Origin of the sequence: Rhodoplanes azumiensis (assembly GCF_042682915.1) — a bacterium.
In the GTDB taxonomy this organism is placed as follows: Bacteria; Pseudomonadota; Alphaproteobacteria; order Rhizobiales; family Xanthobacteraceae; genus Rhodoplanes; species Rhodoplanes azumiensis.
On record NZ_JBHUIW010000017.1, the window covers coordinates 113,945 to 136,491 of the forward strand.

Genomic DNA, 22,547 nt, shown 5'->3' on the forward strand with positions numbered 1-22,547 from the left:
CGACGTCATCGCCGGGCTCGTCCCGGCGATCCAATTCGATGCGTTCGAATTGTTTCGAAAGGTGATGGATGCGCGGGTCGCGCCCGCGCACGACGCTGCCGGCGAAACGGGCGCAGCGTCGAGCAGCGTCGGTCCGTCGGCGCCTCAGTGCGCCCGCATCATCAGCTTGCCGCCGCGGACCTCCCAGCTCTCCAGCCGGTCGAGGAAGCTCATGCCGAGCAGGCTGACCTTGAGCTGGCCGGGCGGGGCGATCAGGGCCGGCACCGAGCGCTCGACGATGCCGCCGACCGTGATGCGGTCGAGCGTCACGGCGGCCGCCTGGGCACGGCCGTTCGCGGTGTCGACATTGACGTTGTACTTGACGAAGTCGAGCGGCAGGCCGGCCGCCTTGGCGGCCTCGTGGGTCAGCACCACGGCGCTGGCGCCCGAGTCGAGCACCATCGGCACGCTGGCGCCGTTGACCTTGGTCGCGATCTTGAAGTCGCCGGCCTGGCCGCGGGCGACCTCGACGACGTTGCCGCGGGTCGCGGCGCGTCCCGGCACCAGCTCGGCCATGATCCGCTCGCCGACGTCGCGCAGATCGTGGCGGTAGGTGTAGCCGGCGACGAGGAGGAGCGCGATCACGGCCCAGATCAGCGCCCATTGCACGGCCTGCGCGAAGCGGTCGCGGAACAGCGTCAGCACGGCGCCGCTCACCATCGCCAGGAAGCCGAGCTTGACGATCAGGGATGCGACGTCGCCGTCGGACAGGCCGGCGGTGCCCGGGCGCTGCGCCAGGAGGAGCGCGAGCCCGGCGATCGCGGCCAGAAGCAGGAGCCACACGGCGGAACGGCGCATCGTCAACACGTCCAGACACCTCGATTCGCCCCGGACGGGCCTCCGGACCTTAGTCCGGGCCGCCGGGAAAACAACCGCGGCCGCTCCCGGTCCGGGTGCGGCATGTCGTCGAAGTCCGACGTCGGCCTGCGTTCAGCTCTCCAGCTTGAACTTGCGCAAGCGCTGGCGCAGCGACACCGGCCCCTCCGGGCCGGTCGGCATCGGCGGCGGCGTGTCGGAGGGGACGACCGGGCCCTGCTCGGGGATCGGCTCCAGGGCCGTCATCACCCGTTCGGGCGGGAACGTCACCACCACCTCGGTCCCCTCGCGCAGCTTGGAGCGTAGCGTGAAGGTGCCGCCGTGCAGGTCGATGATGCTTTTGACGATCGGCAGCCCCAGACCGGCCCCTTGCTCGGCCGACTTGATGGCGTTCGAGCCCTGGCCGAACGAGTCGAGCACGATCGGGATCTCCTCCTCGGAGATGCCGGAGCCGTTGTCGCGGACGCTGAGATACTGCCCGCCGGCGTGCGTCCAGCCGACCTTCAGCCAGACCTCGCCGCCCTGCGGCGTGAACTTGATGGCGTTGGAGAGAAGGTTGAGGCAGACCTGCCGCACCGCCCGCTCGTCCGCCCACAGCTTCGGCATGTCGGGCTCGAAGCTTTCGTGGATGGTGATGCCGCGGCTCTTGGCGCGCATCTTGAGGAGGTGGTGGCACTCCTCGACCGTCTGCATCAGGCCGACCAGCTCCTCGTTGAGCTCGTAGCGGCCCGCTTCGATGCGGGAGAGGTCGAGGATCTCGTTGATCAGGCCGAGCAGGTGGACGCCCGAATTGTGGATGTCGTTCGAGTAGTCCTTGTAGACGGCGACCGTGTGGGGGCCGAAGATCTCGTTCTTCATCACCTCGGAGAAGCCGAGGATCGCGTTGAGCGGCGTGCGCAGCTCGTGGCTCATCTGGGCGAGAAAGCGCGACTTGGCGATGTTGGCCCCCTCGGCGCGGCGCCGCGCCTCGTCGGACTTCGCCTTGGCCTGCTCGAGCTCGCCGATCAGCGCGTCCTTCTCGGCCCGCGCCTCGAGGGTCGCGAGGTTCGACGAGTAGATGCGGAACGACAGGAGCGCGAAATAGATCTGCGCCGTCACCGCCATGGCGGCGAGGATCCAGCCCTGCACGGTGCCGGCGAGCACGAAGTTGAGCGCCACCGCGGCCGTGACCGGCGTCGTGGTGGCCAGCACGGCGACCGGCAGGCTCGACGCCAGCATGCTGGCGATGGCGACCACCAGCAGCATGACGAACAGGTTGAAGGTCGCGGCGCTCTCGTGCGTGCCGACCGGATGGGTGAGCTGGAACATCCAGGCGAGCCCGAAGAACAGGTCGAGCAGGATGAACCGCAGCCGCCACGCCCGGCTGTTCGCGGGATTCGCGGGCTCGGCCAGGAACGCCCGGCATTTCAGGACGATGACGACATGGATCACCAGCATGGCGGCGGTCCAGGCGCCGGCCGCCAGCGGATTGCCCCACACGCCGGCCAGGAAGCCGATCGAGACGATCAGCATCACGATGACGAGCGAGCCCGACAGCCGGTTCTGGGCGAACTGGCGCAGCAGCTCGGTGTCGAAGGCGGGGCGCGTCCCGGTCGTCGAGGTCAGCCGGTCGCGCGCCTCGCGCACGCGCTGCGCCGCCATGCGGCGGCGCGCGGCCTCGGTCCGGTCGGCCGTAGACGGGGCAGGCGGATCGGCGCGTTCGAGGGACATGCGGACTGCTGTGCTCGGCTTTCGCCCCGACAGTCGGGCAAAATCCTTAAATTCAGGCTTAGGGCGGCGTTAGGCCCGATGGCGAAAACGCGGACGAGTCCGGGACTTGCCGCGAAAAAGCCGGGACGGGACGGAAATTTTTGCCGCTCTCCGCGGCACATGGTTAACGATTGGTCGCGCCCCGCGGCGCTTTCGTTCGACGTCGTGAACGCTACGGTCCACCGGTCACGCGAACGCGAACGGGCGCCGCCGCGGCGACGCCCGTTCCAAATCGAGAGGCCTCGGGGTGGAGGCTGTCAGCGCTCGAGCCGGGCGATCAGGCTCGACGTGTCCCAGCGCCGGCCGCCCATCTCCTGGACGTCGGCGTAGAACTGGTCGACCAGCGCCGTGACCGGCAGCTTCGCCCCGTTGCGGCGTGCCTCGGCGAGCACGATGTCGAGATCCTTGCGCATCCAGTCGACCGCGAAGCCGAAGTCGAACTCGCCCGCCACCATGGTCTTGTAGCGGTTCTCCATCTGCCACGACTGGGCGGCGCCCTTGGAGATGGTCGAGATCAGCTTCTCGGTGTCGAGCCCGGCCCGCTTGGCGAAATGCAGCGCCTCGGCGAGGCCCTGGACGACACCGGCGATGCAGATCTGGTTGCACATCTTCGCCAATTGCCCGGCGCCGGCGGCCCCCATCAGCGTACACGCCCGGGCATAGGAGGCGATCACCGGCTCGGCGCGGGCATAGACGTCGGCGTCGCCGCCGCACATCACGGTGAGGACGCCGTTCTCGGCGCCGGCCTGGCCGCCCGAGACCGGCGCGTCGATCGCCGCGAAGCCGGCGGCGGCCGCAGCCCCGGCGAGCTCGCGCGCCACCTCGGCCGAGGCCGTCGTGTGGTCGACGAACACGGTGCCCTTGCCCATCGCCTGGAAGGCGCCGTCCGAACCGAGCGTCACCTGGCGCAGGTCGTCGTCGTTGCCGACGCAGGCCATCACGAAGTCCTGGCCCGCCGCTGCCTCGCGCGGCGTCGCGGCGGCGCGGCCGCCGAACTGCGCCACCCAGCGGGCCGCCTTGTCGGCCGAGCGGTTGAAGACCGTGACGTCGTGGCCGCCCTTCGTCACGAGGTGGCCGGCCATCGGGTAGCCCATCACGCCGAGGCCCAGAAAGGCGACTTTCGCCATGGTGTTGTCCTTTGGGTTGCGCGGCCCGCAGGCCGGCCGGGGGTCTGATCGGGGATTCTGCCGGGGGGTCTGCCGGGTGTCCTGTCGGAGGTGTGGCCCGCCGTCTTGCGGCCGCCATCGGGGCTGGCTATGTGCCGGCATCGCCCGTGCCGTCAACCCGCCTCCTCGCGCGGGGGCGGCCGGGTTCGGGGGCGATGCTCGGGAAAGGACGGGGCCGGCATGGCGTGGGTCTATCTGCTGCTCGCGGGGGTGTGCGAGATCGGCTGGCCGATCGGCCTCAAGCTCGGCTGGACCGAGCAGGGCATCCGCTGGCTGTGGATCGGCTTCGCGGTGCTGTGCCTGACGGCCAGCGGCATCCTGCTGTTCTTCGCCCAGCGCGACATCCCGATGGGCACGGCCTATGCGGTGTGGACCGGCATCGGGGCGGTCGGCGCCTTTCTGGTCGGGGTGGGGTTCTTCGGCGACCCGGGCTCGATGGTGCGCTTCGTCTCGGCCGGGCTGATCGTGCTCGGGATCGTCGGGCTGAAGATGGGGTGAGCTTTCGCCGTCCCGTCGGGGAAGGCCTCTCGGCGTGTCGTTCCGGGGCGCGCCCAAGGCGCGAACCCGGAATCCAGCGGCGAACCGGGCTCCTTGGCTGGATTCCGGGGGCGGTGCTCCGCAGCGCCCGGGAATGACCAATCATCCAAGCCTTTTCATCCAAGTCTTCGACGAGACGTAAACACGCGAAACGGCCGCCGTTGACCGGCGGCCGGCCGCCCCTATGTTCTCCGGACCACAGGATCCCGGCCGTTCGCGCCGGGCAGGGGAGACCAGCATGGCGCCGACCAGGGACGACGTACTCGCGAGCCTTTCACGGGTGAAGACCCCGAGCGGCCTGGCGCTCACCGAGTCGGGCACCCTGTCCGAAATCGTCGTCGGCGACGGCAAGGTGTTCTTCTCGATCACGGTCGATGCCGCCACGGTGAAGGCGTGGGATCCGGTGCGGGCCGCGGCCGAGGCGGCCGTGAAGGCGATCCCCGGCGTGACCTCGGCCCTGGTGGCGCTGACGGCGGAGCGCGCCGGTGGTGGTTCGGGAGCCCGCGGGGCGGGTGCTGGTGCCGCCCGTCCGGCCGCGGCGCCGGCCGGCGGCGGGCACGCGCACGGAGGGCATGGGCACGCCCATGGCGGCGGCGCGCCGCAGCAGCCGGCCGTGCCGGGCGTCGCGTCGATCATCGCGGTCGCCTCCGGCAAGGGCGGGGTGGGAAAGTCGACCACCTCGGTCAATCTCGCGCTCGGGCTTCAGGCGATCGGCCTGCGCGTCGGCCTGCTCGACGCCGATATCTACGGCCCCTCGGTGCCGCGCCTGCTCGGGCTCTCCGGCAAGCCGCAGATGGGCCCCGGCAACAAGCTGATCCCCCTGAAGGGCTACGGCCTCGAGGTGATGTCGATCGGCTTCCTGGTGGAAGAAGAGACGCCGATGATCTGGCGCGGCCCGATGGTGATGTCGGCGCTGACCCAGATGCTGCGCGAGGTCGACTGGGGCACGCTCGACGTGCTGGTCGTCGACATGCCGCCCGGCACCGGCGACGCCCAGCTCACCATGGCCCAGCAGGTGCCGCTGCGCGGCGCCGTGATCGTCTCGACCCCGCAGGATCTCGCGCTGATCGACGCGCGACGTGGCATCGCCATGTTCGGCCGCGTGAACGTGCCGGTGCTCGGCGTCGTCGAGAACATGAGCTACTTCCTCTGCCCGAAATGCGGCGAGCGCTCCGACATCTTCGGCCACGGCGGCGCCCGCGACGAGGCCGCCCGCCTCGGCGTGCCGTTTTTGGGCGAGGTGCCGCTCCACATGGCGATCCGCGAGAACTCCGACGCCGGCCGCCCGGTGGTCGCGACCGAGCCCGACGGCCCGCACGCCGCGATCTATCGGGAGATCGCCGGAAAGGTGCGTGATCAGCTCGCGGGGGCGGGAGGGCGCGCAGCGCCGCGGATCGTCATCGAGGCGTGAGGGCTGATCTAAGAAGATCGGATTCACGCGGAGTGGGTTGGCCTTACCAGCCTTCGAAGCATGATGCGGATCATGGCGAGGCGGACGAAGGCGGCGACGGTTCGGGCGTGACGCTCGAAATCGCGCGTCAGCCGGCGGCAGCGGCTGATCCAGGCGAAGGTTCGTTCGACGATCCAGCGTTTCGGCACGACCTCGAAGCCGGTGGCGCCGTCGCGCCGCTTGACCACCTCGATCCTCCACGACCCGGTCTGTGCCGCGGCCGCAGCGGCTTTCGGCCCCTGATAGCCGCCATCGGCGAAGACCCGATCGATGAAGGGGAACTGGCGGCGCGTTCGCTGATCGAGCACCAGCGCGACGCCGTCACGATCCTGGACGTCGGCCGGGTGAACCGCGACGTTCAACAACAGGCCGAGCGTGTCGACCAGGATGTGGCGCTTGCGTCCCTTGACCTTCTTACCCGCGTCGTAGCCTTGCGGGTCCAGCGCAGAGCCCCCTTTTGAGCGGCCTTGCCGCTCTGGCTGTCGATGATGGCCGCCGTCGGGCTGGCGTCGCGTCCGGCTTGCTCGCGGGCCGCCACGTAGAGAGCGTGGTGGATGCGCTCCAGCGCGCCCTCGCGATCCAGCAAGATGAAATAGGAATGCGCCGTGCTCTTGGGCGGCAGATCCTTCGGCAGCGCCTGCCACTGGCAGCCCGTCCACAGCACGTAGAAGATCGCGTCGAGAACCGCGCGCATATTCACCGACCGCCTGCGACCACCCCGCCGGGCCGGCGGGATCAGCGGCTCGATCAGCGCCCATTCGGCGTCGGTGAGATCGCTCGGATAACGAAGACCGCGGCGGTCTGCGGCAACGCGGTGTTCGGGCTTCCACATCGATGCCTCCGATGGCGAATCACGGAGACACTACGGAATCACAACCGATTCCCGAGACTCAACAACTTCTCGGATCGGCTCTCAGGAAACGTTGAACTTCTCTCAGCAAAACCATCAATCCCGTATCGTAGGAAAAAAATCGCTCTGCCGATTCAGCCAAATCCCGAAGTTGTTGGGCCTGTTTGCCGTCGAGCTTCCCTCCATTTTTCAGGTAGTGATTTGCTCCTGAAAACCCAGTGAAGAACGGATGAATTGCGATTCGGTTCATCCTCCCTTCGAGCTTGAAAGCTTCGGACACGGCGTTTAGCCCGTCTTTGAAGGCGGAAGAAAAGCGAGTCTCTCTGTGTTTCATTTCCTCGAAAAACACTTTCCCTAGTGTTGTTAAGGGAAGTGGGTGTCTTTCGACCTGCACAGCATGCTTTGCGTGGGATAGTGCTTGGTCCAGCAAGATTTCTTTGTTCTTGCTATTCGATTTTGCGTACTGGTCTAGTTTGAGAAGGGCGAACTGCTCCCAGTACCTTGAGTTCCAGCTCCAAAAGCGGCGCATGTTCAGAAAGAAATTCTCTGATTTTGATGGCAAAAGTCCTGAGACGACTTCGTCAAAATCAAATAGCCTGCTTCCGAGTCGAGCCTCCGGCGTGCGCTTTATAATCGCGGTCCGATTAACATACGGAGCCAAATGTGCTCCCAATGAAGAATAAACCTCTAACATAAATGACTCGTCAGTTTCCGATACTCGGCGAAGAAATCGTTGCCCTAGAACGGGGTTCGTTGGCAAGAGGTAGTCCCGGCGATCTCGGTCAAAAAAATCCAATGGTAAAATATCTTTACTATCTATTTGGTCCCTTAGATTTTCTGCTGGAAAAGCAGCTACAAGAATGGGGTAGGCAAGTCCAGGCTTGTAGCAATATGATGCAAGGGCGCACGCAAGATAGCGTTTAACACGGTTTTCGTCTGCCGCATCGAAAAGAGAGTCTAAAATTCGTTCCACGGGTCTAAAGTCATTCATCACCCGACATACTGCTATGGCTATCGGGTCCGAGACAAGTTCCTTCGATAAAGGCTCTGCTTGTTCGGGCTTGTATCGATCTGTTGTGAGTCCATAAAAATGCATCTTGTCGATCAATTCGCGGGCCTCTGCCGAGTCAAATTTTTGTAAAGTTACGCGGTCAAATTCATTCCCTGCGAGAGTCTGAATCGCATATTGAATGCGGTACGAGCGTTCAAATCCGACTATTAAAAAGTCGTCTCTATGGATCTCTCGATAAAGCGCAGTCATCGCAGGTGCGTGATCCGCAAAATTATCGCAAAATACTATAAACGGCTTAATAAGGTTATTAAAGATGCGCGCTGATAGATTGATATCTGGAGTTCCGAGGTTGCGATAACTAAAAACACTAAATCCTTCAGCCGATAAATCGAACGCCAGTCTGCCTAAAACCGTGGACTTTCCTCCGCCTGCGACATCATCGACAATAAGAAAGTTCTTGTTCCATCGCCCGCGCTCGAACGGCGACTTGATAATAGTTTTGAGTTGGGAGGTAGATCTGCGTGATGCGTCGCGATTTAGAGAAATGTCTGACAGCGCCGGCTCTCGACCAACATAGAATCCGAGATCGGCATTCTCCTGTTCTTGCTTTGCGACAATGAAAGCAAAATCTCGCGAGAACAGCGCGAGATCCTTATTATTGGGCTTGGTATTGAATGCCTTTTCAGTAAATCCAACAGCGGCTGAAGCCGGGAAGGGCCTCGTTGGGAAGGCGACATCTAGTTCAGCAAAAAACTCAAGAAGCGTTCCCGGGTACAGGATTAATCCGTGACGTTCGCAATCTCGAAGAGTTCCAGGGTCAGGAAACGGCTCAATTAAGAAGGATGGCCCCCGATCACGTCGCACTGTCGATGGAGTTCGGTTGGTAAGAAAATATTCTAGGTCTGGTTCTTCGAGACTGGTGCCCGCGATAATAAACGGCTCCGTCGCAATTGTCTGCGCAAGAACGTCAATCCATGGGTTTCCGGGGCCCATGTTTCTAACATAATCAGGGAGCGAAAATACATAACCGTCATCCGGCTTTCCTGCCCACCCATGAATATGTACAATTTGAAGGCTGTTGACGTCTTCCGGATTTCGATAAAGACTTTTGTGAGTAAATGGAATTGCGTGCTGATTAGATTTATTTGTTTTATAAGATGCCTCAATAACGTTGTCGACGTTTAGGGTGTAGATTCTGTTCCAGAAAAATCCCGGCAGCTTGTTTGCTGTGGGGCCGGGTGTGCAATTCGCGAAACGCTCGGTGATGAATTTAAGAACTTCATCATCCGAAAGTTGGGCGTACGCGCGTGATAATGAAGAGTTCTCTTTGAGTTCCTTCAGTTTAACGAGTTGCTTTCTGAGGGCGTCTCCAGTTGGAAGTGCTGCCAATTTACTGTCAAAGCTATCACAGCTGGCTCCGGCGCCCAGAAATAGTGAGTAGCGGCCCGCGAGTAGCGTGGGCTTGAGCTCATCCAAGTAGGTTGGATCGATTTTCATTGGTGCTCTCGCACGACGCGTTTAACCAAGCATTGGAGACACAATACCACTTCTGGGGCGAGATCTCAATGTTCGATCGAGCGAATCTGAATGACTGACCTCAAAAGCAGCGATCGCTCGTGGTTGAATTGGGTCTTGCACGATCTGCGGTTAATGCGAAATCGCGTGACAGTGCTAAGATATTTTGTGGCATCTAGGTAATCTTTCGACCTCTCTCGACACCTATATTCTTGTTGTGAATGTGGCCCTAGCTTTGAGCGGGCGATTCGGTAATGTGCCCCACTTAGACCAGCACAAGACCATTCGGCGTCACGCCCGCAAACACTTTTTGCAGGCTCGCCGGGGGCAGGCCGTACATGCGGGCGAAGAGGCCGGCGAGGAGGGCGCGGTAGTCGGTGAGGACGGGAAAATCGCGGTTCTGGAAGAGGTGCTTCTCGTCGACCGCCACCTGCTCGCCGGCGAGGCGGCCGCCCGTCACGCCGCCGCCCAGCACCCAGTAGGTGCTGCCGTGGCCGTGATCGGTGCCGCGGTTGCCGTTCTCCCGAAAGGTGCGGACGAACTCGGAGATCACGACGACGACAGTGTCGTGCCACTGCCGGCCGATCTCTGAGTGTCCGTCGTCGAGGGTGCGGCGTGAGGCGCTGGTGTCATAATCATGCTTCTATATGAAAGGCTGCCTTCAACATGGACCGCCCCCGCTTCCATATGAAAGGCTGCCTTTCATAAAGCTGTCGGATTGCCCGGCGCGGCTCTCGGCCGATTGCACCGCGGAGCTGCCGCGGACCGTCTGCAAAACGTCATTCCCGGCCATTTTACCGGCGGCTGCCGGGTACGGCTTGCCCCCCGCCGACTCCCGGTCTACTCCTGCCCCGACACAGCGAACGGGACGGTGACATGTCGAAGCAGGCGATGCGCGAGGAGACCGAGCGCCTGGTGCGGGAGGCGATCGAGCGTCGCGGCCTCACCATCAAGCAGGGCGACACCCGCATCGATGCGGTGTGCGGCAAGTGCGGCGCGACCAACAAGGTGACGGCCCCCAAGGGCGAGCACCGGGTGCGCTACACCTGCAAGGACTGCGGCCACGCCCAGGCGACCCTGTAGGCGTGACGCTGACGGGGTGACGTCGCGACCGGGCGCCGGCCGCGGCGCGGTTCACCTCTCCCCGGCGGGGAGAGGTCGGGTCTCGCGCGATCGCGCGAGATCCGGGTGAGGGGGGCGAGGCTGTCATCAGCGCCGTAAACCCTCACCCCGACGCGCTTCGCGCGTCGCCCCTCTCCCTCAGGGAGAGGGTTCAGCGCCGCTTCTACTCCGCCCCTTCCTTCGCGCCGAGGCCGTATTCCTGCAGCTTGTAGAGGAGCGCGCGGCGGCTGATGCCGAGCGCGATGGCGGTGCGGGCGCGGTTGCCGCCGTTGTGGGCGAGCGCGGCGCGGATCACCCTGGTCTCGAACTCGCCCACCAGCTCGCGCAAGGGGCGGCCGATCTCGACGCCGTCGAGCTCGGCGACGCTCTCGACGCCGGCGGCGGCGAGCGGGCTGCGCTCGGCCCGCACGCTGTCGGGCAGATCCTCGGGCAGGATCATGCTCGACGTGCTCATCACCACGGCGCGCTCGACCGCGTTGGCGAGCTCACGCACGTTGCCGGGCCACGGATAGGCGACCATGCACTCCATCGCGGCCGGGTCGAAGCCGCGGATGACGACGTCGTTCTGCGCCGCGAAACGCTCGAGGTAGTGCGCGGCGAGCAGGCGGATGTCCTCGGGCCGCTCGCGCAGCGGAATGGTCTTCAGCGTGACGACGTTGAGGCGGAAGAACAGATCCTGGCGGAACGTGCCGGCCTTCACCATGCTCTCGAGGTCGCGGTTGGTGGCCGCGACGATGCGCACGTCGGTCTTGATCGGCGCGGCGCCGCCGACCCGCTCGAACTCGCGCTCCTGCAGGACGCGAAGGAGCTTCACCTGCAGGCCGGTCGAGATCTCGCCGATCTCGTCGAGAAACAGCGTGCCGTGCTCGGCCTGCTCGAAGCGGCCGCGCCGGCGGCCGACCGCGCCCGTGAAGGCGCCCTTCTCGTGGCCGAAGAACTCGCTCTCCAGGAGGCCTTCGGGGATCGCGGCGCAGTTGACCTTGACGAACGGCCCGGTGGCGCGCGGTGAGCCGTAATGCACGGCGGCGGCGACCAGCTCCTTGCCGGTGCCGCTCTCGCCCTGGATCAGCACGGTGGCGTTGGAGCGCGCCACCTTGGCGACGGTCGCGCGCAGCTCCATCATGCGCGGATTGTCGGTGAGGATGCCTTCGGCGCCGTAGCGCTCCGACAATTCGCGCCGCAGCGACACGATGTCGGCCCGCATGGTGCGGATCTCGAGCGCGCGCCGCACCAGGACGCGGATCTCCTCGATGTCGAACGGCTTGATCACGTAGTCGAAGGCACCGTCCCGCATCGCCGTCACGGCGGTGCCGACCTCGGCGAAGGCCGTCATCAGGATCACGGCCGCACCGCGGTCGAGGGCGAGGATCGCCTTCATGGCGTCCAGCCCGTTCATCCGCGGCATGCGGATGTCCATCAGCACGACGTCGGCGTGGCGGCGGCGGAACGCTTCGGTCGCTTCCATGCCGTCGGCGGCCTCGGCGACCGCGCAGCCCTCCTTGGTCAGCACGGCGGCCAACATGCGGCGGATCGCCTCGTCGTCGTCGACGATCAGGACGGCGGGGGCGGGGACGTTCATGACACGGGCTCGGCTTGCTGCTGCGGCTGGTCGTGGTGGACGATCGGCAGCCTGATCTCGACCACGGTGCCCTTGCCGGGTGTGCTGTTGAACGTGATCACGCCGCCATGCGCATCGACGATGCGGTGGACCATGGCGAGGCCGAGCCCGGTCCCGGACGGCTTGGTCGAGAAGAACGGATCGAACACCTTGTCGAGGTTCTCGGGCGCGACGCCGACGCCGTCGTCCTTCACCGCGATGACGACGCGGTCGTCCTCGGTGCGGGTCGAGACGGTCACGGTGCCGCCGTCCGGGATCGCCTGGATGGCGTTGATGATCAGGTTGAGGAGCGCCTGCTTGAGCGCCTCGCCGTCCGCCTCGATGGTGGGAAAGCTGCCGTCGCAGTCGAGCGCGATGCGGGCGTCGGACTTGCCGCGCGCCAGGAACGCCATCTCCTTGATCAACTGGGCGACGTCGACCTTTCCGATGCGCGGCGGCTGCGGCCGCCCGAAGGCCAGAAGCTCGCCGACCAGATGGTTGAGACTGTCGACCTGGCGGATGATCAGCGGACCGTAGGCGCGCCACTCCTCCAGGCTCTCGCACTCGTCGAGATACTGGATGAAGCCGCGGATCGAGGTGAGCGGGTTCCTCACCTCGTGGGCGATGCCGGCGGTCAGCTCGCCGAGGGCTGCGAGGCGGTCGGCCCGCATCACCTGGATCATCAACCTCTCGCGCTCGCTCACGTCCTTGAGCACCACGACGGCGCCGATGCGCTGGCCGTCGCGGTCGCGCAGCACGCTCGAGGTCGCGTTGATGCGCAGCGTCTGGTCGGCGCGCGGCAGGTCGATGGTGACGGCGGTGTGGCCCCGGCCGGTTTCCAGCGTGTCGAGCAGCGCGCTGTCGACCGCGGCGTCCTCGGGAAACAGGCTCCTGTACGGCTTGCCGATCACGCTGCCGGCCTGCACGCCGTAGAGCTGCTCGGCGGCCGGGTTGACGGCCGTGACGCGGCCGTCGAGATCGACCGAGACGATCGCGTCCGCGACGCTGGCGAGAATGTTCTCGTTGAGCGAGCGCGCGTCGTCGAGCGCCTTCGCCATGCCGTTGATCGCCTCGACGATCTCGCCGAGCTCGTCGCGCAGCGGCGGGATCGGGCGGCGCAGGTCGCGCTTCATCGCGGCGAGCCCGTGGACGATCACGCCGACCTCGCGTGACAGCCGGCGCGACATCAGGCTGATGATGCCGAAGGCGACGACGAGACCGATGGCGCTCGCGAAGATCACGGCAGCGTCGATGGCGCTCGCCTGCGCCTCGATGGCCGACGAGAACTCGTTCGACCAGATGTATCCGATCGTCTCGTCGTTCCTCACGATCGGCAGCATGGCGTTGAGGATCGGCCCGCGCACCAGCGTGCCCATCTCGGCGCGCGGTCGCCCGATCTTCATCACGTCGCGACCCGGATGATGCGGCGGGATCGACAGGCCGACCGTGTCGGCGTGGTCGCGGCTCGGGCCGTAGGTGACGATGGCGTCGAGCCGGCGCGAGTAGTAGCCGACGCCGACGCCGGGCGCCGCGTCGGCGACCCGATCGGTGATGCCGGCGAGCTTCTTGTTGAGATGTCGGATCGCCGCCGCGCGATCGTCCCAGCCGGTCGGCAGATCGGCGATGAGCGCGTCGTAGCCGCCGCGGCCGAGCTCGAAGTCGAGCACGCGGGCGAGCGCGAAGAGCTTGTCCTCCTTCTCGCTGCGCAGCGCCTGACGGCCCTCGCGCTCGAGCGTCAGCCCGACGATGGCGATCGGCAAGGCGACGACGACGAGCGACGTGATCATCAGGCGGGCGCGCAGCGACCGCACCGGAACGAGACGGCGGAGATCGAGAAGACGCAACGGAACGCCTCGGGGGTCGGCGCCGTGCGGCGCCGTGGTCGGTTCGAGGCTTTATTGCGCCGCGCGCGCGCCGCGGCAAGTCGTGGAGTTTCGGATGCGGTATGCGCAGGGCGTCGCGTCCGGCACGCGCGTCCGCGGTGCGCGTCCGGTACGCGCGTCCGCGGCGCAATGCGGAGAACTACGCAGCGCGCAAGACGACACTGCGCAAGCTCTTGCGCAGCCGTGCACGGAACTGCGCGGGGGCGGCGCGCCGCTGCTGCGCTGCAGCAATCGCGGAAATGCCCGTGAAACCGACACATCTCGATGTGGCACGGGCTTTGCAGAACGGACCTCGTGGCACACATCCGGCGCCCGTCGCCGCGCTCGCGCGACGGTGATCCGCCGGACCGGTTCGAAGTCCAAGGAAAGGGATTCGTCATGTCCAAGGTCACCGCCCTCGAGGAGGCGGTCGCGAAAATTCCCGACGGCGCGACGCTGATGATCGGCGGCTTCATGGGAGTGGGCTCGCCGCACCGCTTGATCGACGAGCTGGTGCGCCAGGGCCGCAAGGATCTCACCATCATCGCCAACGACACGGCGCGTCCCGGCGTCGATATCGGCAAGCTGATCCGGGCCGGCGCCGTGAAGCGGCTGGTCGCCTCGCATATCGGCCTCAACCCCGAGACCCAGAAGCAGATGATCGACGGCCAGATCGAGGTCGAGCTGGTGCCGCAGGGCACGCTCGCCGAGCGCATCCGGGCCGGCGGCGCGGGCCTCGGCGGCGTTCTCACCGCGACGGGCGTCGGCACCACGGTCGCCGAAGGCAAGCAGACCATCGAGGTGAAGGGCAAGACCTTCCTGGTCGAGGAGCCGCTGCGCGCCGACTTCGCGCTGATCGCCGCCTGGCGGGCCGACTACTACGGCAACCTCTCCTACGAGCTGACCGCGCGCAACTTCAATCCGGTCATGGCGCTCGCCGCCGACACCGTGATCGCCGAGGCCGGCGAGATCGTGCCGGTCGGCCTGATCCCGCCCGATCAGGTCGAGACCGTCAGCGTCATCGTCGATCACCTCGTCGCCCGGAGCCACTGACATGGACGAGAAGACCATCATCGCCAAGCGCGTCGCCCAGGAGCTTAAGAACGGCAACCTGGTCAATCTCGGCATCGGCCTGCCGACGTTGGTGACCAAGTATCTGCCCGACGGCGTCCAGGTGTTCTTCCAGTCGGAGAACGGCGTCATCGGCATGCAGCCGCTGCCCGAGCCGGGCGTCGCCGCCGACGCGCTCACCGATGCCGGCGGTACCCCGACCAGCATCATCCCGGGCGCCGGCGCGTTCGACAGCGTCACCTCGTTCTGCCTGATCCGCGGCGGCCATCTCGACGTCACGGTGCTGGGCGGCCTGCAGGTCGACGAGGCCGGCCAGCTCGCCAACTGGATGGTGCCCGGCAAGATGGTGCCCGGCATGGGCGGCGCCATGGACCTCGTCTCCGGTGCCAAGCGCGTCATCGTCGCGATGACCCACACGGCCAAGGGCGCGCCGAAGATCCTCAAGAAGTGCGACCTGCCGCTCACCTCGGTGCGCCGTGTCGACCTGATCGTCACCGAGCTCGCGGTGATTCAGCCGACCGACGAGGGCCTGGTGCTGCTCGAGGTCGCCGACGGCGTCACCGTGGAGCAGGTCGTCGCCGCCACCGAGGCCCGCCTGATCGTGCCGGCCACGGTTCCCACCATGCAGCTCGCTGCCTGACCGCCCCGAATCCTGACATCGATTGGGAGACGCACATGACCATGCAAGCGACCGGCGGCGTTGCGCCCGCCGCACCGAGCGGCGAGAAGCAGGGCCTGTTCGCCCGCATCGCCCTCGGCTTCACCGGCTGGGCCGAGAAGTGGTTCCCGGATTCCTTCATCTTCGCCGCGGTGGCGCTGGTGATCGTGGCGGCCGCCGCGATGGCCAACGGCGCCGGCCCGATGGCGGTGTCGAAGCAGTTCGGCGTCGGCTTCTGGAGCATCATCCCGTTCACGATGCAGATGGCCTTCGTCGCCATCACGGGCTACGTCGTCGCCAGCTCGCCGCCGGCGGCGCGTCTGATCGAGAAGCTCGCCGCCGTTCCGACCACGGGCCGTGGCGCCGTCGGCTTCGTCGCGCTGATCTCGATCCTCGCCTCGATGCTGAACTGGGGCCTCAGCCTGGTGTTCGGCAGCCTGTTGGTGAAGGCGCTGGCCGGCCGCAAGGAGCTGCGGATGGACTATCGCGCCGCCGCCGCGGCGGCCTATCTCGGACTCGGCGCCACCTGGGCGCTCGGCCTGTCGTCGTCGGCCGCGCAGCTGCACGCCAATCCGACGTCGCTGCCGCCCGCGCTGTTCAAGATGGTCGGCGTCATCCCGTTCACCGAGACGATCTTCCTGTGGCAGTCGATCGCGATGTTCGTGATCCTTCTGATCATCTCGGTGGCGATCGCCTTCGTGTCGGCGCCGGTCGGCGGCAAGGCCGTGACGGCGCAGGACATGAAGATCGACGTCGATCTCAAGACCGCGGCGCTGCCGCCGCGCGAGCGTCCCGGCGAATGGCTCGAGTACAGCCCGCTGCTCACCGTCATCATCATCGCGCTCAGCCTCGGCTGGATGATCGACGAGTTCACCTCGAAGTCGTGGATCACGGCGATCTCCGGCCTCAATACCTACAACCTGGTGTTCCTGATGCTCGGCTTCGTGCTGCACTGGCGGCCGCGGGCGTTCCTCAACGCCGTCGCCAAGGCGGTTCCGACCACGACGGGCGTGCTGATCCAGTTCCCGATCTACGGCTCGATCACCGCCATCATGGTGTCGGCGAAGGGCTTCGGCGGCCTGTCGCTGTCGGACCAGATCGCACACTTCTTCGTCGCGATCTCCACGCACGACACCTTCCCGGTGGTGATGGGCCTCTATTCGGCCATCCTCGGCCTGTTCATCCCGTCGGGCGGCGGCAAGTGGCTGCTCGAGGCGCCCTACGTGATGCAGGCGGCCATCGAGCTGAAGGTCCATCTGGGCTGGACCGTCAACGTCTACAACGCCGCGGAGGCGTTGCCGAACCTCATCAACCCGTTCTGGATGCTGCCGCTGCTCGGCATCCTCTCGCTGAAGGCGCGTGACATCGTCGGGTACACGTTCCTGCAGCTCGTTCTGCACATGCCGGTCGTGCTGTTCATGCTGTGGTTCTTCGCCCTCACGCTGGAGTATCGTCCGCCCTTCTTCCCATGACGCGACGGCGTTTCGGCGCCGGGCGCCCGGGCGGAGAACGCCCGGGCGTCCTCTCGGAAGACGACCCCCGCGAAGACCGCAGAGATGGCCATCGACAGCGCCATCGACGAGACAACTAAGAAGACCACGAGGAATGACTGCCATGACTGACGTCGTGATCGTGTCCGCGACCCGGACCCCGATCGGATCGTTCAACGGCACCTTGAGCCCGCTCTCCGCCGCCGAGCTGGGCCAGATCGTCATCGCGGACGCGCTGCGCCGCGCCGCGGTCGCCCCCGGCGAGGTCGACGAGGTGGTGTTCGGCCAGGTGCTCACCGCCGGCCAGGGCCAGAACCCGGCCCGCCAGGCGGCCGTCAAGGCCGGCATCCCGGTCGAGAAGACCGCGCTGACCGTCAACCAGGTGTGCGGCTCGGGCCTGCGCACCGTCGCGCTCGCCGCCCAGGCCATCGCCCTCGGCGACGCCTCGATCATGATCGCGGGCGGGCAGGAGAGCATGACGCGCTCGCTGCACGCGACCTATCTGCGCGCCGGTATCAAGATGGGCCCGGCCGAGGTGCTCGACACGATGATCCGGGACGGCCTGTGGGACGCCTTCAACGGCTACCACATGGGCAACACGGCCGAGAACGTCGCGGCGAAGTGGTCGATCACGCGCGAGGAGCAGGACGCCTTCGCGGCCGCCTCGCAGAACAAGGCCGAGGCCGCCCAGAAGGCCGGCAAGTTCAACGACGAGATCGTGCCGGTGACGATCAAGTCCAAGAAGGGCGACGTCGTCATGGCGGCGGACGAGTATCCGCGCGCCGGCGTCACCGTGGAAGGTCTCGCCAAGCTGTCGCCGGCCTTCGTCAAGGGCGGCACCGTCACGGCCGGCAACGCCTCGGGCATCAACGACGGCGCCGCCGCCCTGGTGCTGATGAGCGCCAAGGACGCCGCGGCCCGCGGCCTGACGCCGCTCGGCCGCGTCGCCTCCTGGGCGACGGCCGGCTGCGATCCCGCCGTCATGGGCATCGGCCCGGTGCCGGCGAGCCGCAAGGCGCTCGCCAAGGCCGGCTGGTCGGTCGCCGATCTCGACCTTGTCGAGGCCAACGAGGCGTTCGCGGCGCAGGCCTGCGCGGTCGGCCGCGAGCTCGGCTTCGATCCGGCGAAGCTCAACGTCAACGGCGGCGCCATCGCCCTCGGCCATCCGATCGGCGCCTCCGGGGCCCGCATCCTGGTGACGCTGCTGCACGAGATGGGCCGGCGCGGCGCCAAGAAGGGCCTCGCGACGCTGTGCATCGGCGGCGGCATGGGCGTCGCCATGTGCATCGAGCGCTGAGCGGACGCCGCCGGCCCCGGGAGCGCATCGTCGCTCCCGAGGGCCGCGGAACCTGCCACGCGGCCCGGGCGAGCTACCGCCCGGGCCGCGTCTTTTTGGGAGCGTGGGAGGCACGTGCCCGGGATCGGCCGACCGACGGCCGGCCCGCCGTGCATCGACCCGCGCCGCTGCCGCGGGCGGTCCGGTGTCGCTCCGGCTTGCGCCCCGCCGCCCGTGTGATAGAGCGGACACGATCGTTTCGCGGCGAGCCCCTTCGAGCCGCCGATTGTTTCGCCTCACGGTTCAGAGAGGAAACCTTAGGATGAAGAGACGTCAGTTCCTCGGCGCGCTCGCGGCCGGCTCCGCCGGCGCCGCCGCCGGCACGATCGCGTCGCCGGCCGTCGCCCAGTCGATGCCGGAGATCAAGTGGCGCATGACCTCGAGCTTCCCGAAGTCGCTCGACACGCTCTACGGGGCCGGCGAGCTGTTCGTGAAGCAGGTCGCCGAGATGACGGACGGCAAGTTCCAGATCCAGCATTTCGCGGCGGGCGAGATCGTCCCCGGCCTGCAGGCGCTCGACGCGACGTCCGGCGGCACGGTCGAGATGTGCCATTCGGTGTCCTACTATTACGTCGGCAAGGATCCGACCTTCGCGATCGCCGCGGCGGTGCCGTTCGGGCTCAACGCCCGCCAGCAGGCGGCCTGGCTGTTCCAGAACGGCGGCAACGAGAAGTTCAACGAGTTCTACAAGAAGTACAACATCTACGGCTTCCCGATCGGCAACACGGGTGCCCAGATGGGCGGCTTCTTCCGCAAGGAGATCAAGACCGCGGCCGATCTGCAGGGCCTGAAGATGCGGATCGGCGGCATCGCCGGGCAGGTGCTGCAGAAGGTCGGCGTGGTACCGCAGCAGCTCGCCGGCCCGGACGTCTATCCGGCGCTGGAGAAGGGCACCATCGACGCGGCCGAATGGGTCGGCCCCTACGACGACGAGAAGCTCGGCCTCGCCAAGGTCGCGCCCTACTATTACTACCCGGGCTTCTGGGAAGGCGGCCCGATGGTCCACGGCTATGTCAATCTCGACAAGTGGAACCAGCTGCCCAAGGCCTATCAGGCGATCCTGCAGAACGCCGGCCACGCCGCGACCAACTACATGATCACTCGCTACGACGCGCTCAACCCGCAGGGGCTGCGCAAGATCCTGGCGTCCGGTGGTCAGCTCCGCCCGTTCTCGAACGACATCCTCGACGCGTGCTTCAAGGCGACCAACGAGCTGTGGGCCGAGATCGGCGCCAAGAACGAGACGTTCAAGACCATGATGGCCGACATGCAGGCCTTCCGGAACGACGAGTACTTCTGGTGGCAGGTCGCCGAGTACAACTACGACACCTACATGATCCGCAGCCGCACCCGCGGCTGACCGGGGCGCGCCCCGCCGGATCACGTCGTGACGACGAAGCCCCGGAGCGCCGCTCCGGGGCTTTTCGATACGCCCCGCTGGAGGGTGGGCAAAGGTGCGCCGAAGGCGCGCCGTGCCCACGCCGATCATGCCATCGATGTCGAACGGCGTGGGCACGCTTCGCTTTGCCCACCCTACGGCGACGTGATGTCGCTTCGAGCCTATCTCAGATCCAACGCCGGCGGGCTGTCGGGCGGGGCGATCTGAATCTCGATGGTCTTGGGATCGACGGCCGGAGCCGAGCCCTTGTAGTGCATCACCAGCTGCGGGAACAGGATCACCAGCGCGACGCCGATCAGCTGGATGATCACGAACGGCACGGCGCCCCAGTAGATCTGGCCGGTGGTGATCGGTGCCGTCTCCAACCCGGTGACGCGGTCTTTGTAGGAGAATTTCGGCGCCACCGAGCGCAGGAAGAACAGGGCGAAGCCGAACGGCGGATGCATGAACGACGTCTGCATGTTGACGGCGAGGATGACGCCGAACCAGACGAGGTCGATCCCGAGCTTGTCGGCCACCGGGGCGAGCAGCGGGATGATGATGAAGGCGAGCTCGAAATAGTCGAGGAAGAACGCCAGCACGAAGACGAGCAGATTGACGAAGATCAGGAAGCCGACCTCGCCGCCGGGCAGCGAGGTGAGCAGGTGCTCGACCCACAGATGGCCGTTGACGCCGTAGAAGGTGAGCGAGAACACCCGGGCGCCGATCAGGATGAAGATCGCGAAGGCGGATAGCTTGGCGGTCGCGTGCACGGCCTGGCGGACCAGGCCGAGGTCGAGCCTGCGCTTGACCAGCGCCAGGATGACGGCGCCGACCGCGCCCATGGCGCCGCCCTCGGTCGGGGTCGCGACGCCGATGAAGATGGTGCCGAGCACCAGGAAGATCAGTGCCAGCGGCGGCACCATGACGAAGACGACCTGGCGGGCGATCTTGGACAGGACGCGCAGCCCGAACAGTCTCGCGACGATCGTGTCGAGGATCGCGAACGCGAACGCGAACAGCATCGCGAAGAACATCGTCAGCACGGCGAAGTCGGCACCCGAGGTCTTCGAGCCGCGCATCACCGCATAGCCGAAGGCGGCGCTGGCCAGCGTGAGGATCGCCAGCGAGGTCATGCCGCGCCGGCCGCTCTCCTCGCGGAAGCCGATCGCCTCGGGCGGCAGGCCTGGCGCCGCCTTCGGGAAGAGAGTCGAGACCAGGAACATGTAGCCGGCATAAAGGCCGGCCAGCATCAGGCCGGGCAGGAAGGCGCCCTCGTACATGTCGCCGACCGAGCGGCCGAGCTGATCGGCCATGATGATCAGGACGAGCGACGGCGGGACGATCTGGGCGAGCGTGCCGGAGGCCGCGATGACACCCGAGGCGACGCGGCGGTCGTAACCGTAGCGCAGCATGATGGGGAGCGAGATCAGCCCCATCGAGATCACCGAGGCGGCGACCACGCCGGTGGTCGCGGCGAGCAACGCCCCGACGAACACGACGGCGTAGCCGAGCCCGCCGCGGATGCGGCCGAACAGCTGGCCGATGGTGTCGAGAAGATCCTCGGCCATGCCGGATCGCTCGAGGATCAGCCCCATGAAGGTGAAGAACGGCACGGCGAGCAGCGTCTCGTTGCTCATCACGCCGAGCACCCGCTCGGGCATCGCCTGCAGAAAGTTCGGGCCGAACAGGCCGAGCTCGATGCCGATCAGGCCGAACAGGAGGCCGTTCGCGGCGAGCGAGAAGGCGACCGGATAGCCGAGCAGCAGGAAGACGACGAGCGCCCCGAACATGATCGGGGCCATGTTCTCGATCAGGAAAGCGGTCATGGTGCGGGTCCGGACGTCAGCGTTTGGCGCGGCCGGACTTCTCGGCCATGTCCTCGGCGTCCGCCTCGAAGGAGGACAGATGGCCGCCCGGTCCGCCATGCGGGTCCGGGATGCGGCCGACGATCACGGCGATCCGCTTGATCAGCTCGGAGAGGCCCTGGACGAACAACGCGGTGAAGCCGGCGAACACCAGGAACTTGGCCGGCCATTGCGGCAGGCCGCCGGCGTTGGAGGACTGCTCGCCGATGCCGATGAGCTGTGTCCACCACGTGATCAGGCCGCGCAGCCAGGCGTCGGGCGGCCCGGCGAACGCCGCCGGAAAGGCCGTGAACGCGGCGGCTACCTGATCCCAGCTCGGCGCCGACTTCACGAAGAACGGCCAGCTCGTCACCATCATGACGACGCACAGCGGCAGCAGGAAGAGCGCGTGGCCGATCAGCTCGATGGTGTTGCGCAGGGCGCGCGGGAACCGGGTGTTCACGATGTCGATTCGGATGTGCTCGTTGTCGAGCAGCGTCCACGGCGCGCACATCAGGAAGACGGCGCCGAACAGCACCCATTGCAGCTCGAGCCAGGCGTTCGCCGAGACGCCCAGCGTCTTGCGCACCACCGCGTTGACGGCCGAGACCAGGATGGCGGCGAGGATCAGCCAGCTCAGCGCGCGCCCGAGGCGCGCATTGACGGCATCGATCAGGCGGCTGAGGCCGAGTAGGGCGGTCACGGGATCACCTGCGCGACGGGATCGCAGCGTCGCGAGGCGGCGCGCTCCACGGATCATCGGTCCGGCGCGGATGCGTCCAGACGGCGGCCTTTCGCATAGGGCGGATCAAACCGCAGCGTCAACCCCGCCGTTCCGGACCCCGCCATGCTGCGATGCGGGAGGGCAGCCGGTCGTTTCGGGGCGCGGGCGACAGCCCGCGCCCCCGAAATCCAGCGGCGGACGCCGCATGAGCAGCTCGATTCCGGGTTCGTGCACCTCCCGCCGCACACCCCGGAGTGATGGGGCCGAAGTTCTACCCGCCCGTCACGCTCATGTGGCGGGCGACGGCGGGGCGCTTGGTGGTGCGGTC

At 66.5% G+C, this 22,547-nt stretch carries 17 protein-coding genes and 1 pseudogene; 8 read left to right on the forward strand and 10 right to left on the reverse strand.

Features of this window, described 5'->3' with window-relative positions:
- Nucleotides 1–144: 144 nt before the first annotated feature.
- From ACFSOX_RS15145 to ACFSOX_RS15155, 3 genes are all read right to left on the reverse strand, one after another.
- On the reverse strand, nucleotides 145–837 hold the full coding sequence (locus ACFSOX_RS15145) for a TIGR02281 family clan AA aspartic protease (protein ID WP_378478646.1): 693 nt from the start codon (nucleotides 835–837) through the stop codon (nucleotides 145–147).
- Nucleotides 838–969: 132 nt separating this feature from the next.
- A complete protein-coding gene (locus ACFSOX_RS15150) occupies nucleotides 970–2,565 on the reverse strand; it encodes a sensor histidine kinase (RefSeq protein WP_378478647.1) in 1,596 nt (531 codons plus the stop codon).
- Nucleotides 2,566–2,861: 296 nt separating this feature from the next.
- Nucleotides 2,862–3,731: an NAD(P)-dependent oxidoreductase gene (locus ACFSOX_RS15155; RefSeq protein ID WP_378478648.1), complete on the reverse strand. Its 870-nt coding sequence runs from the start codon at nucleotides 3,729–3,731 to the stop codon at nucleotides 2,862–2,864.
- A gap of 219 nt (nucleotides 3,732–3,950) precedes the next feature.
- On the opposite strand from ACFSOX_RS15155, the gene ACFSOX_RS15160 reads away from it, so the two are divergent.
- Both ACFSOX_RS15160 and ACFSOX_RS15165 read left to right on the forward strand, forming a co-directional pair.
- Nucleotides 3,951–4,268, forward strand: a complete 318-nt coding sequence (locus ACFSOX_RS15160) for a DMT family transporter (protein ID WP_378478649.1) — start codon at nucleotides 3,951–3,953, stop codon at nucleotides 4,266–4,268.
- A 277-nt stretch (nucleotides 4,269–4,545) separates the two neighbouring features.
- Nucleotides 4,546–5,718 (forward strand): Mrp/NBP35 family ATP-binding protein, encoded by a 1,173-nt coding sequence (locus ACFSOX_RS15165; RefSeq protein ID WP_378478650.1) that lies wholly within the window; start codon nucleotides 4,546–4,548, stop codon nucleotides 5,716–5,718.
- Between the two features lie 23 nt (nucleotides 5,719–5,741).
- Here the strand turns inward: ACFSOX_RS15165 and ACFSOX_RS15170 are convergent.
- The 3 genes and pseudogenes from ACFSOX_RS15170 to ACFSOX_RS15180 all read right to left on the reverse strand — a co-directional run.
- Nucleotides 5,742–6,589, reverse strand: a protein-coding gene (locus ACFSOX_RS15170) for an IS5 family transposase (protein WP_378478651.1) whose coding sequence is annotated in 2 segments (ribosomal slippage) — nucleotides 5,742–6,217 and nucleotides 6,217–6,589 — 849 coding nt in all. Because the reading frame shifts where the segments join, the coding sequence is not laid out codon by codon here.
- A gap of 58 nt (nucleotides 6,590–6,647) precedes the next feature.
- The gene (locus ACFSOX_RS15175) at nucleotides 6,648–9,116 is read right to left on the reverse strand and encodes an SIR2 family protein (protein WP_378478652.1); all 2,469 of its coding nucleotides are present in this window, start codon (nucleotides 9,114–9,116) and stop codon (nucleotides 6,648–6,650) included.
- A 283-nt stretch (nucleotides 9,117–9,399) separates the two neighbouring features.
- A pseudogene (locus ACFSOX_RS15180) lies at nucleotides 9,400–9,723 on the reverse strand (DUF1501 domain-containing protein); the annotation flags it as partial.
- Between the two features lie 287 nt (nucleotides 9,724–10,010).
- Here ACFSOX_RS15180 and ACFSOX_RS15185 point away from each other — a divergent pair.
- Nucleotides 10,011–10,217, forward strand: coding sequence for a zinc ribbon domain-containing protein (locus tag ACFSOX_RS15185; RefSeq protein WP_378478653.1), 207 nt, complete (start codon nucleotides 10,011–10,013; stop codon nucleotides 10,215–10,217).
- Between the two features lie 202 nt (nucleotides 10,218–10,419).
- Here the strand turns inward: ACFSOX_RS15185 and atoC are convergent, their stop codons facing one another.
- Both atoC and atoS read right to left on the reverse strand, forming a co-directional pair.
- Nucleotides 10,420–11,835, reverse strand: a complete 1,416-nt coding sequence (gene atoC, locus ACFSOX_RS15190; RefSeq protein ID WP_378478654.1) for an acetoacetate metabolism transcriptional regulator AtoC — start codon at nucleotides 11,833–11,835, stop codon at nucleotides 10,420–10,422.
- Complete coding sequence (gene atoS / locus ACFSOX_RS15195; RefSeq protein WP_378478655.1) at nucleotides 11,832–13,697, reverse strand: two-component system sensor histidine kinase AtoS; 1,866 nt, start codon at nucleotides 13,695–13,697, stop codon at nucleotides 11,832–11,834. The genes atoC and atoS overlap by 4 nt, the downstream gene beginning before the upstream one ends.
- A gap of 417 nt (nucleotides 13,698–14,114) precedes the next feature.
- Between atoS and ACFSOX_RS15200 the strand changes: the two genes are divergently transcribed.
- The 5 genes from ACFSOX_RS15200 to ACFSOX_RS15220 all read left to right on the forward strand — a co-directional run bounded on the left by ACFSOX_RS15200 (nucleotide 14,115) and on the right by ACFSOX_RS15220 (nucleotide 19,630).
- Nucleotides 14,115–14,768: a CoA transferase subunit A gene (locus ACFSOX_RS15200; protein WP_378478656.1), complete on the forward strand. Its 654-nt coding sequence runs from the start codon at nucleotides 14,115–14,117 to the stop codon at nucleotides 14,766–14,768.
- 1 nt (nucleotide 14,769) lies between these two features.
- Nucleotides 14,770–15,426 (forward strand): 3-oxoacid CoA-transferase subunit B, encoded by a 657-nt coding sequence (locus ACFSOX_RS15205; RefSeq protein ID WP_378478657.1) that lies wholly within the window; start codon nucleotides 14,770–14,772, stop codon nucleotides 15,424–15,426.
- A gap of 35 nt (nucleotides 15,427–15,461) precedes the next feature.
- Complete coding sequence (locus ACFSOX_RS15210) at nucleotides 15,462–16,916, forward strand: short-chain fatty acid transporter (protein ID WP_378478658.1); 1,455 nt, start codon at nucleotides 15,462–15,464, stop codon at nucleotides 16,914–16,916.
- 133 nt (nucleotides 16,917–17,049) lie between these two features.
- Nucleotides 17,050–18,231 carry an acetyl-CoA C-acetyltransferase gene (locus tag ACFSOX_RS15215; protein ID WP_378478659.1) on the forward strand — a complete coding sequence of 394 codons (1,182 nt, stop codon included), beginning with the start codon at nucleotides 17,050–17,052 and terminating at the stop codon, nucleotides 18,229–18,231.
- A gap of 301 nt (nucleotides 18,232–18,532) precedes the next feature.
- Nucleotides 18,533–19,630, forward strand: coding sequence for a TRAP transporter substrate-binding protein (locus tag ACFSOX_RS15220; protein ID WP_378478660.1), 1,098 nt, complete (start codon nucleotides 18,533–18,535; stop codon nucleotides 19,628–19,630).
- Between the two features lie 200 nt (nucleotides 19,631–19,830).
- Here the strand turns inward: ACFSOX_RS15220 and ACFSOX_RS15225 are convergent, their stop codons facing one another.
- Entirely contained in the window at nucleotides 19,831–21,477 is a 1,647-nt protein-coding gene (locus ACFSOX_RS15225) for a TRAP transporter large permease (RefSeq protein WP_378478661.1), read from the reverse strand.
- 16 nt (nucleotides 21,478–21,493) lie between these two features.
- On the reverse strand, nucleotides 21,494–22,198 hold the full coding sequence (locus ACFSOX_RS15230) for a TRAP transporter small permease subunit (RefSeq protein ID WP_378478662.1): 705 nt from the start codon (nucleotides 22,196–22,198) through the stop codon (nucleotides 21,494–21,496).
- Nucleotides 22,199–22,547: the final 349 nt, after the last annotated feature.

Excerpts from the sequence above, each read along its gene's own strand:
- ACFSOX_RS15145 (WP_378478646.1), bottom strand. The coding sequence starts at position 837 with ATGCGCCGTTCCGCCGTGTGGCTCCTGCTTCTGGCCGCGATCGCCGGG.
- ACFSOX_RS15150 (WP_378478647.1), bottom strand. The coding sequence starts at position 2,565 with ATGTCCCTCGAACGCGCCGATCCGCCTGCCCCGTCTACGGCCGACCGG.
- ACFSOX_RS15155 (WP_378478648.1), bottom strand. The coding sequence starts at position 3,731 with ATGGCGAAAGTCGCCTTTCTGGGCCTCGGCGTGATGGGCTACCCGATG.
- ACFSOX_RS15160 (WP_378478649.1), top strand. The coding sequence starts at position 3,951 with ATGGCGTGGGTCTATCTGCTGCTCGCGGGGGTGTGCGAGATCGGCTGG.
- ACFSOX_RS15165 (WP_378478650.1), top strand. The coding sequence starts at position 4,546 with ATGGCGCCGACCAGGGACGACGTACTCGCGAGCCTTTCACGGGTGAAG.
- ACFSOX_RS15175 (WP_378478652.1), bottom strand. The coding sequence starts at position 9,116 with ATGAAAATCGATCCAACCTACTTGGATGAGCTCAAGCCCACGCTACTC.
- ACFSOX_RS15185 (WP_378478653.1), top strand. The coding sequence starts at position 10,011 with ATGTCGAAGCAGGCGATGCGCGAGGAGACCGAGCGCCTGGTGCGGGAG.
- atoC (WP_378478654.1), bottom strand. The coding sequence starts at position 11,835 with ATGAACGTCCCCGCCCCCGCCGTCCTGATCGTCGACGACGACGAGGCG.
- ACFSOX_RS15200 (WP_378478656.1), top strand. The coding sequence starts at position 14,115 with ATGTCCAAGGTCACCGCCCTCGAGGAGGCGGTCGCGAAAATTCCCGAC.
- ACFSOX_RS15205 (WP_378478657.1), top strand. The coding sequence starts at position 14,770 with ATGGACGAGAAGACCATCATCGCCAAGCGCGTCGCCCAGGAGCTTAAG.
- ACFSOX_RS15210 (WP_378478658.1), top strand. The coding sequence starts at position 15,462 with ATGACCATGCAAGCGACCGGCGGCGTTGCGCCCGCCGCACCGAGCGGC.
- ACFSOX_RS15215 (WP_378478659.1), top strand. The coding sequence starts at position 17,050 with ATGACTGCCATGACTGACGTCGTGATCGTGTCCGCGACCCGGACCCCG.
- ACFSOX_RS15220 (WP_378478660.1), top strand. The coding sequence starts at position 18,533 with ATGAAGAGACGTCAGTTCCTCGGCGCGCTCGCGGCCGGCTCCGCCGGC.
- ACFSOX_RS15225 (WP_378478661.1), bottom strand. The coding sequence starts at position 21,477 with ATGACCGCTTTCCTGATCGAGAACATGGCCCCGATCATGTTCGGGGCG.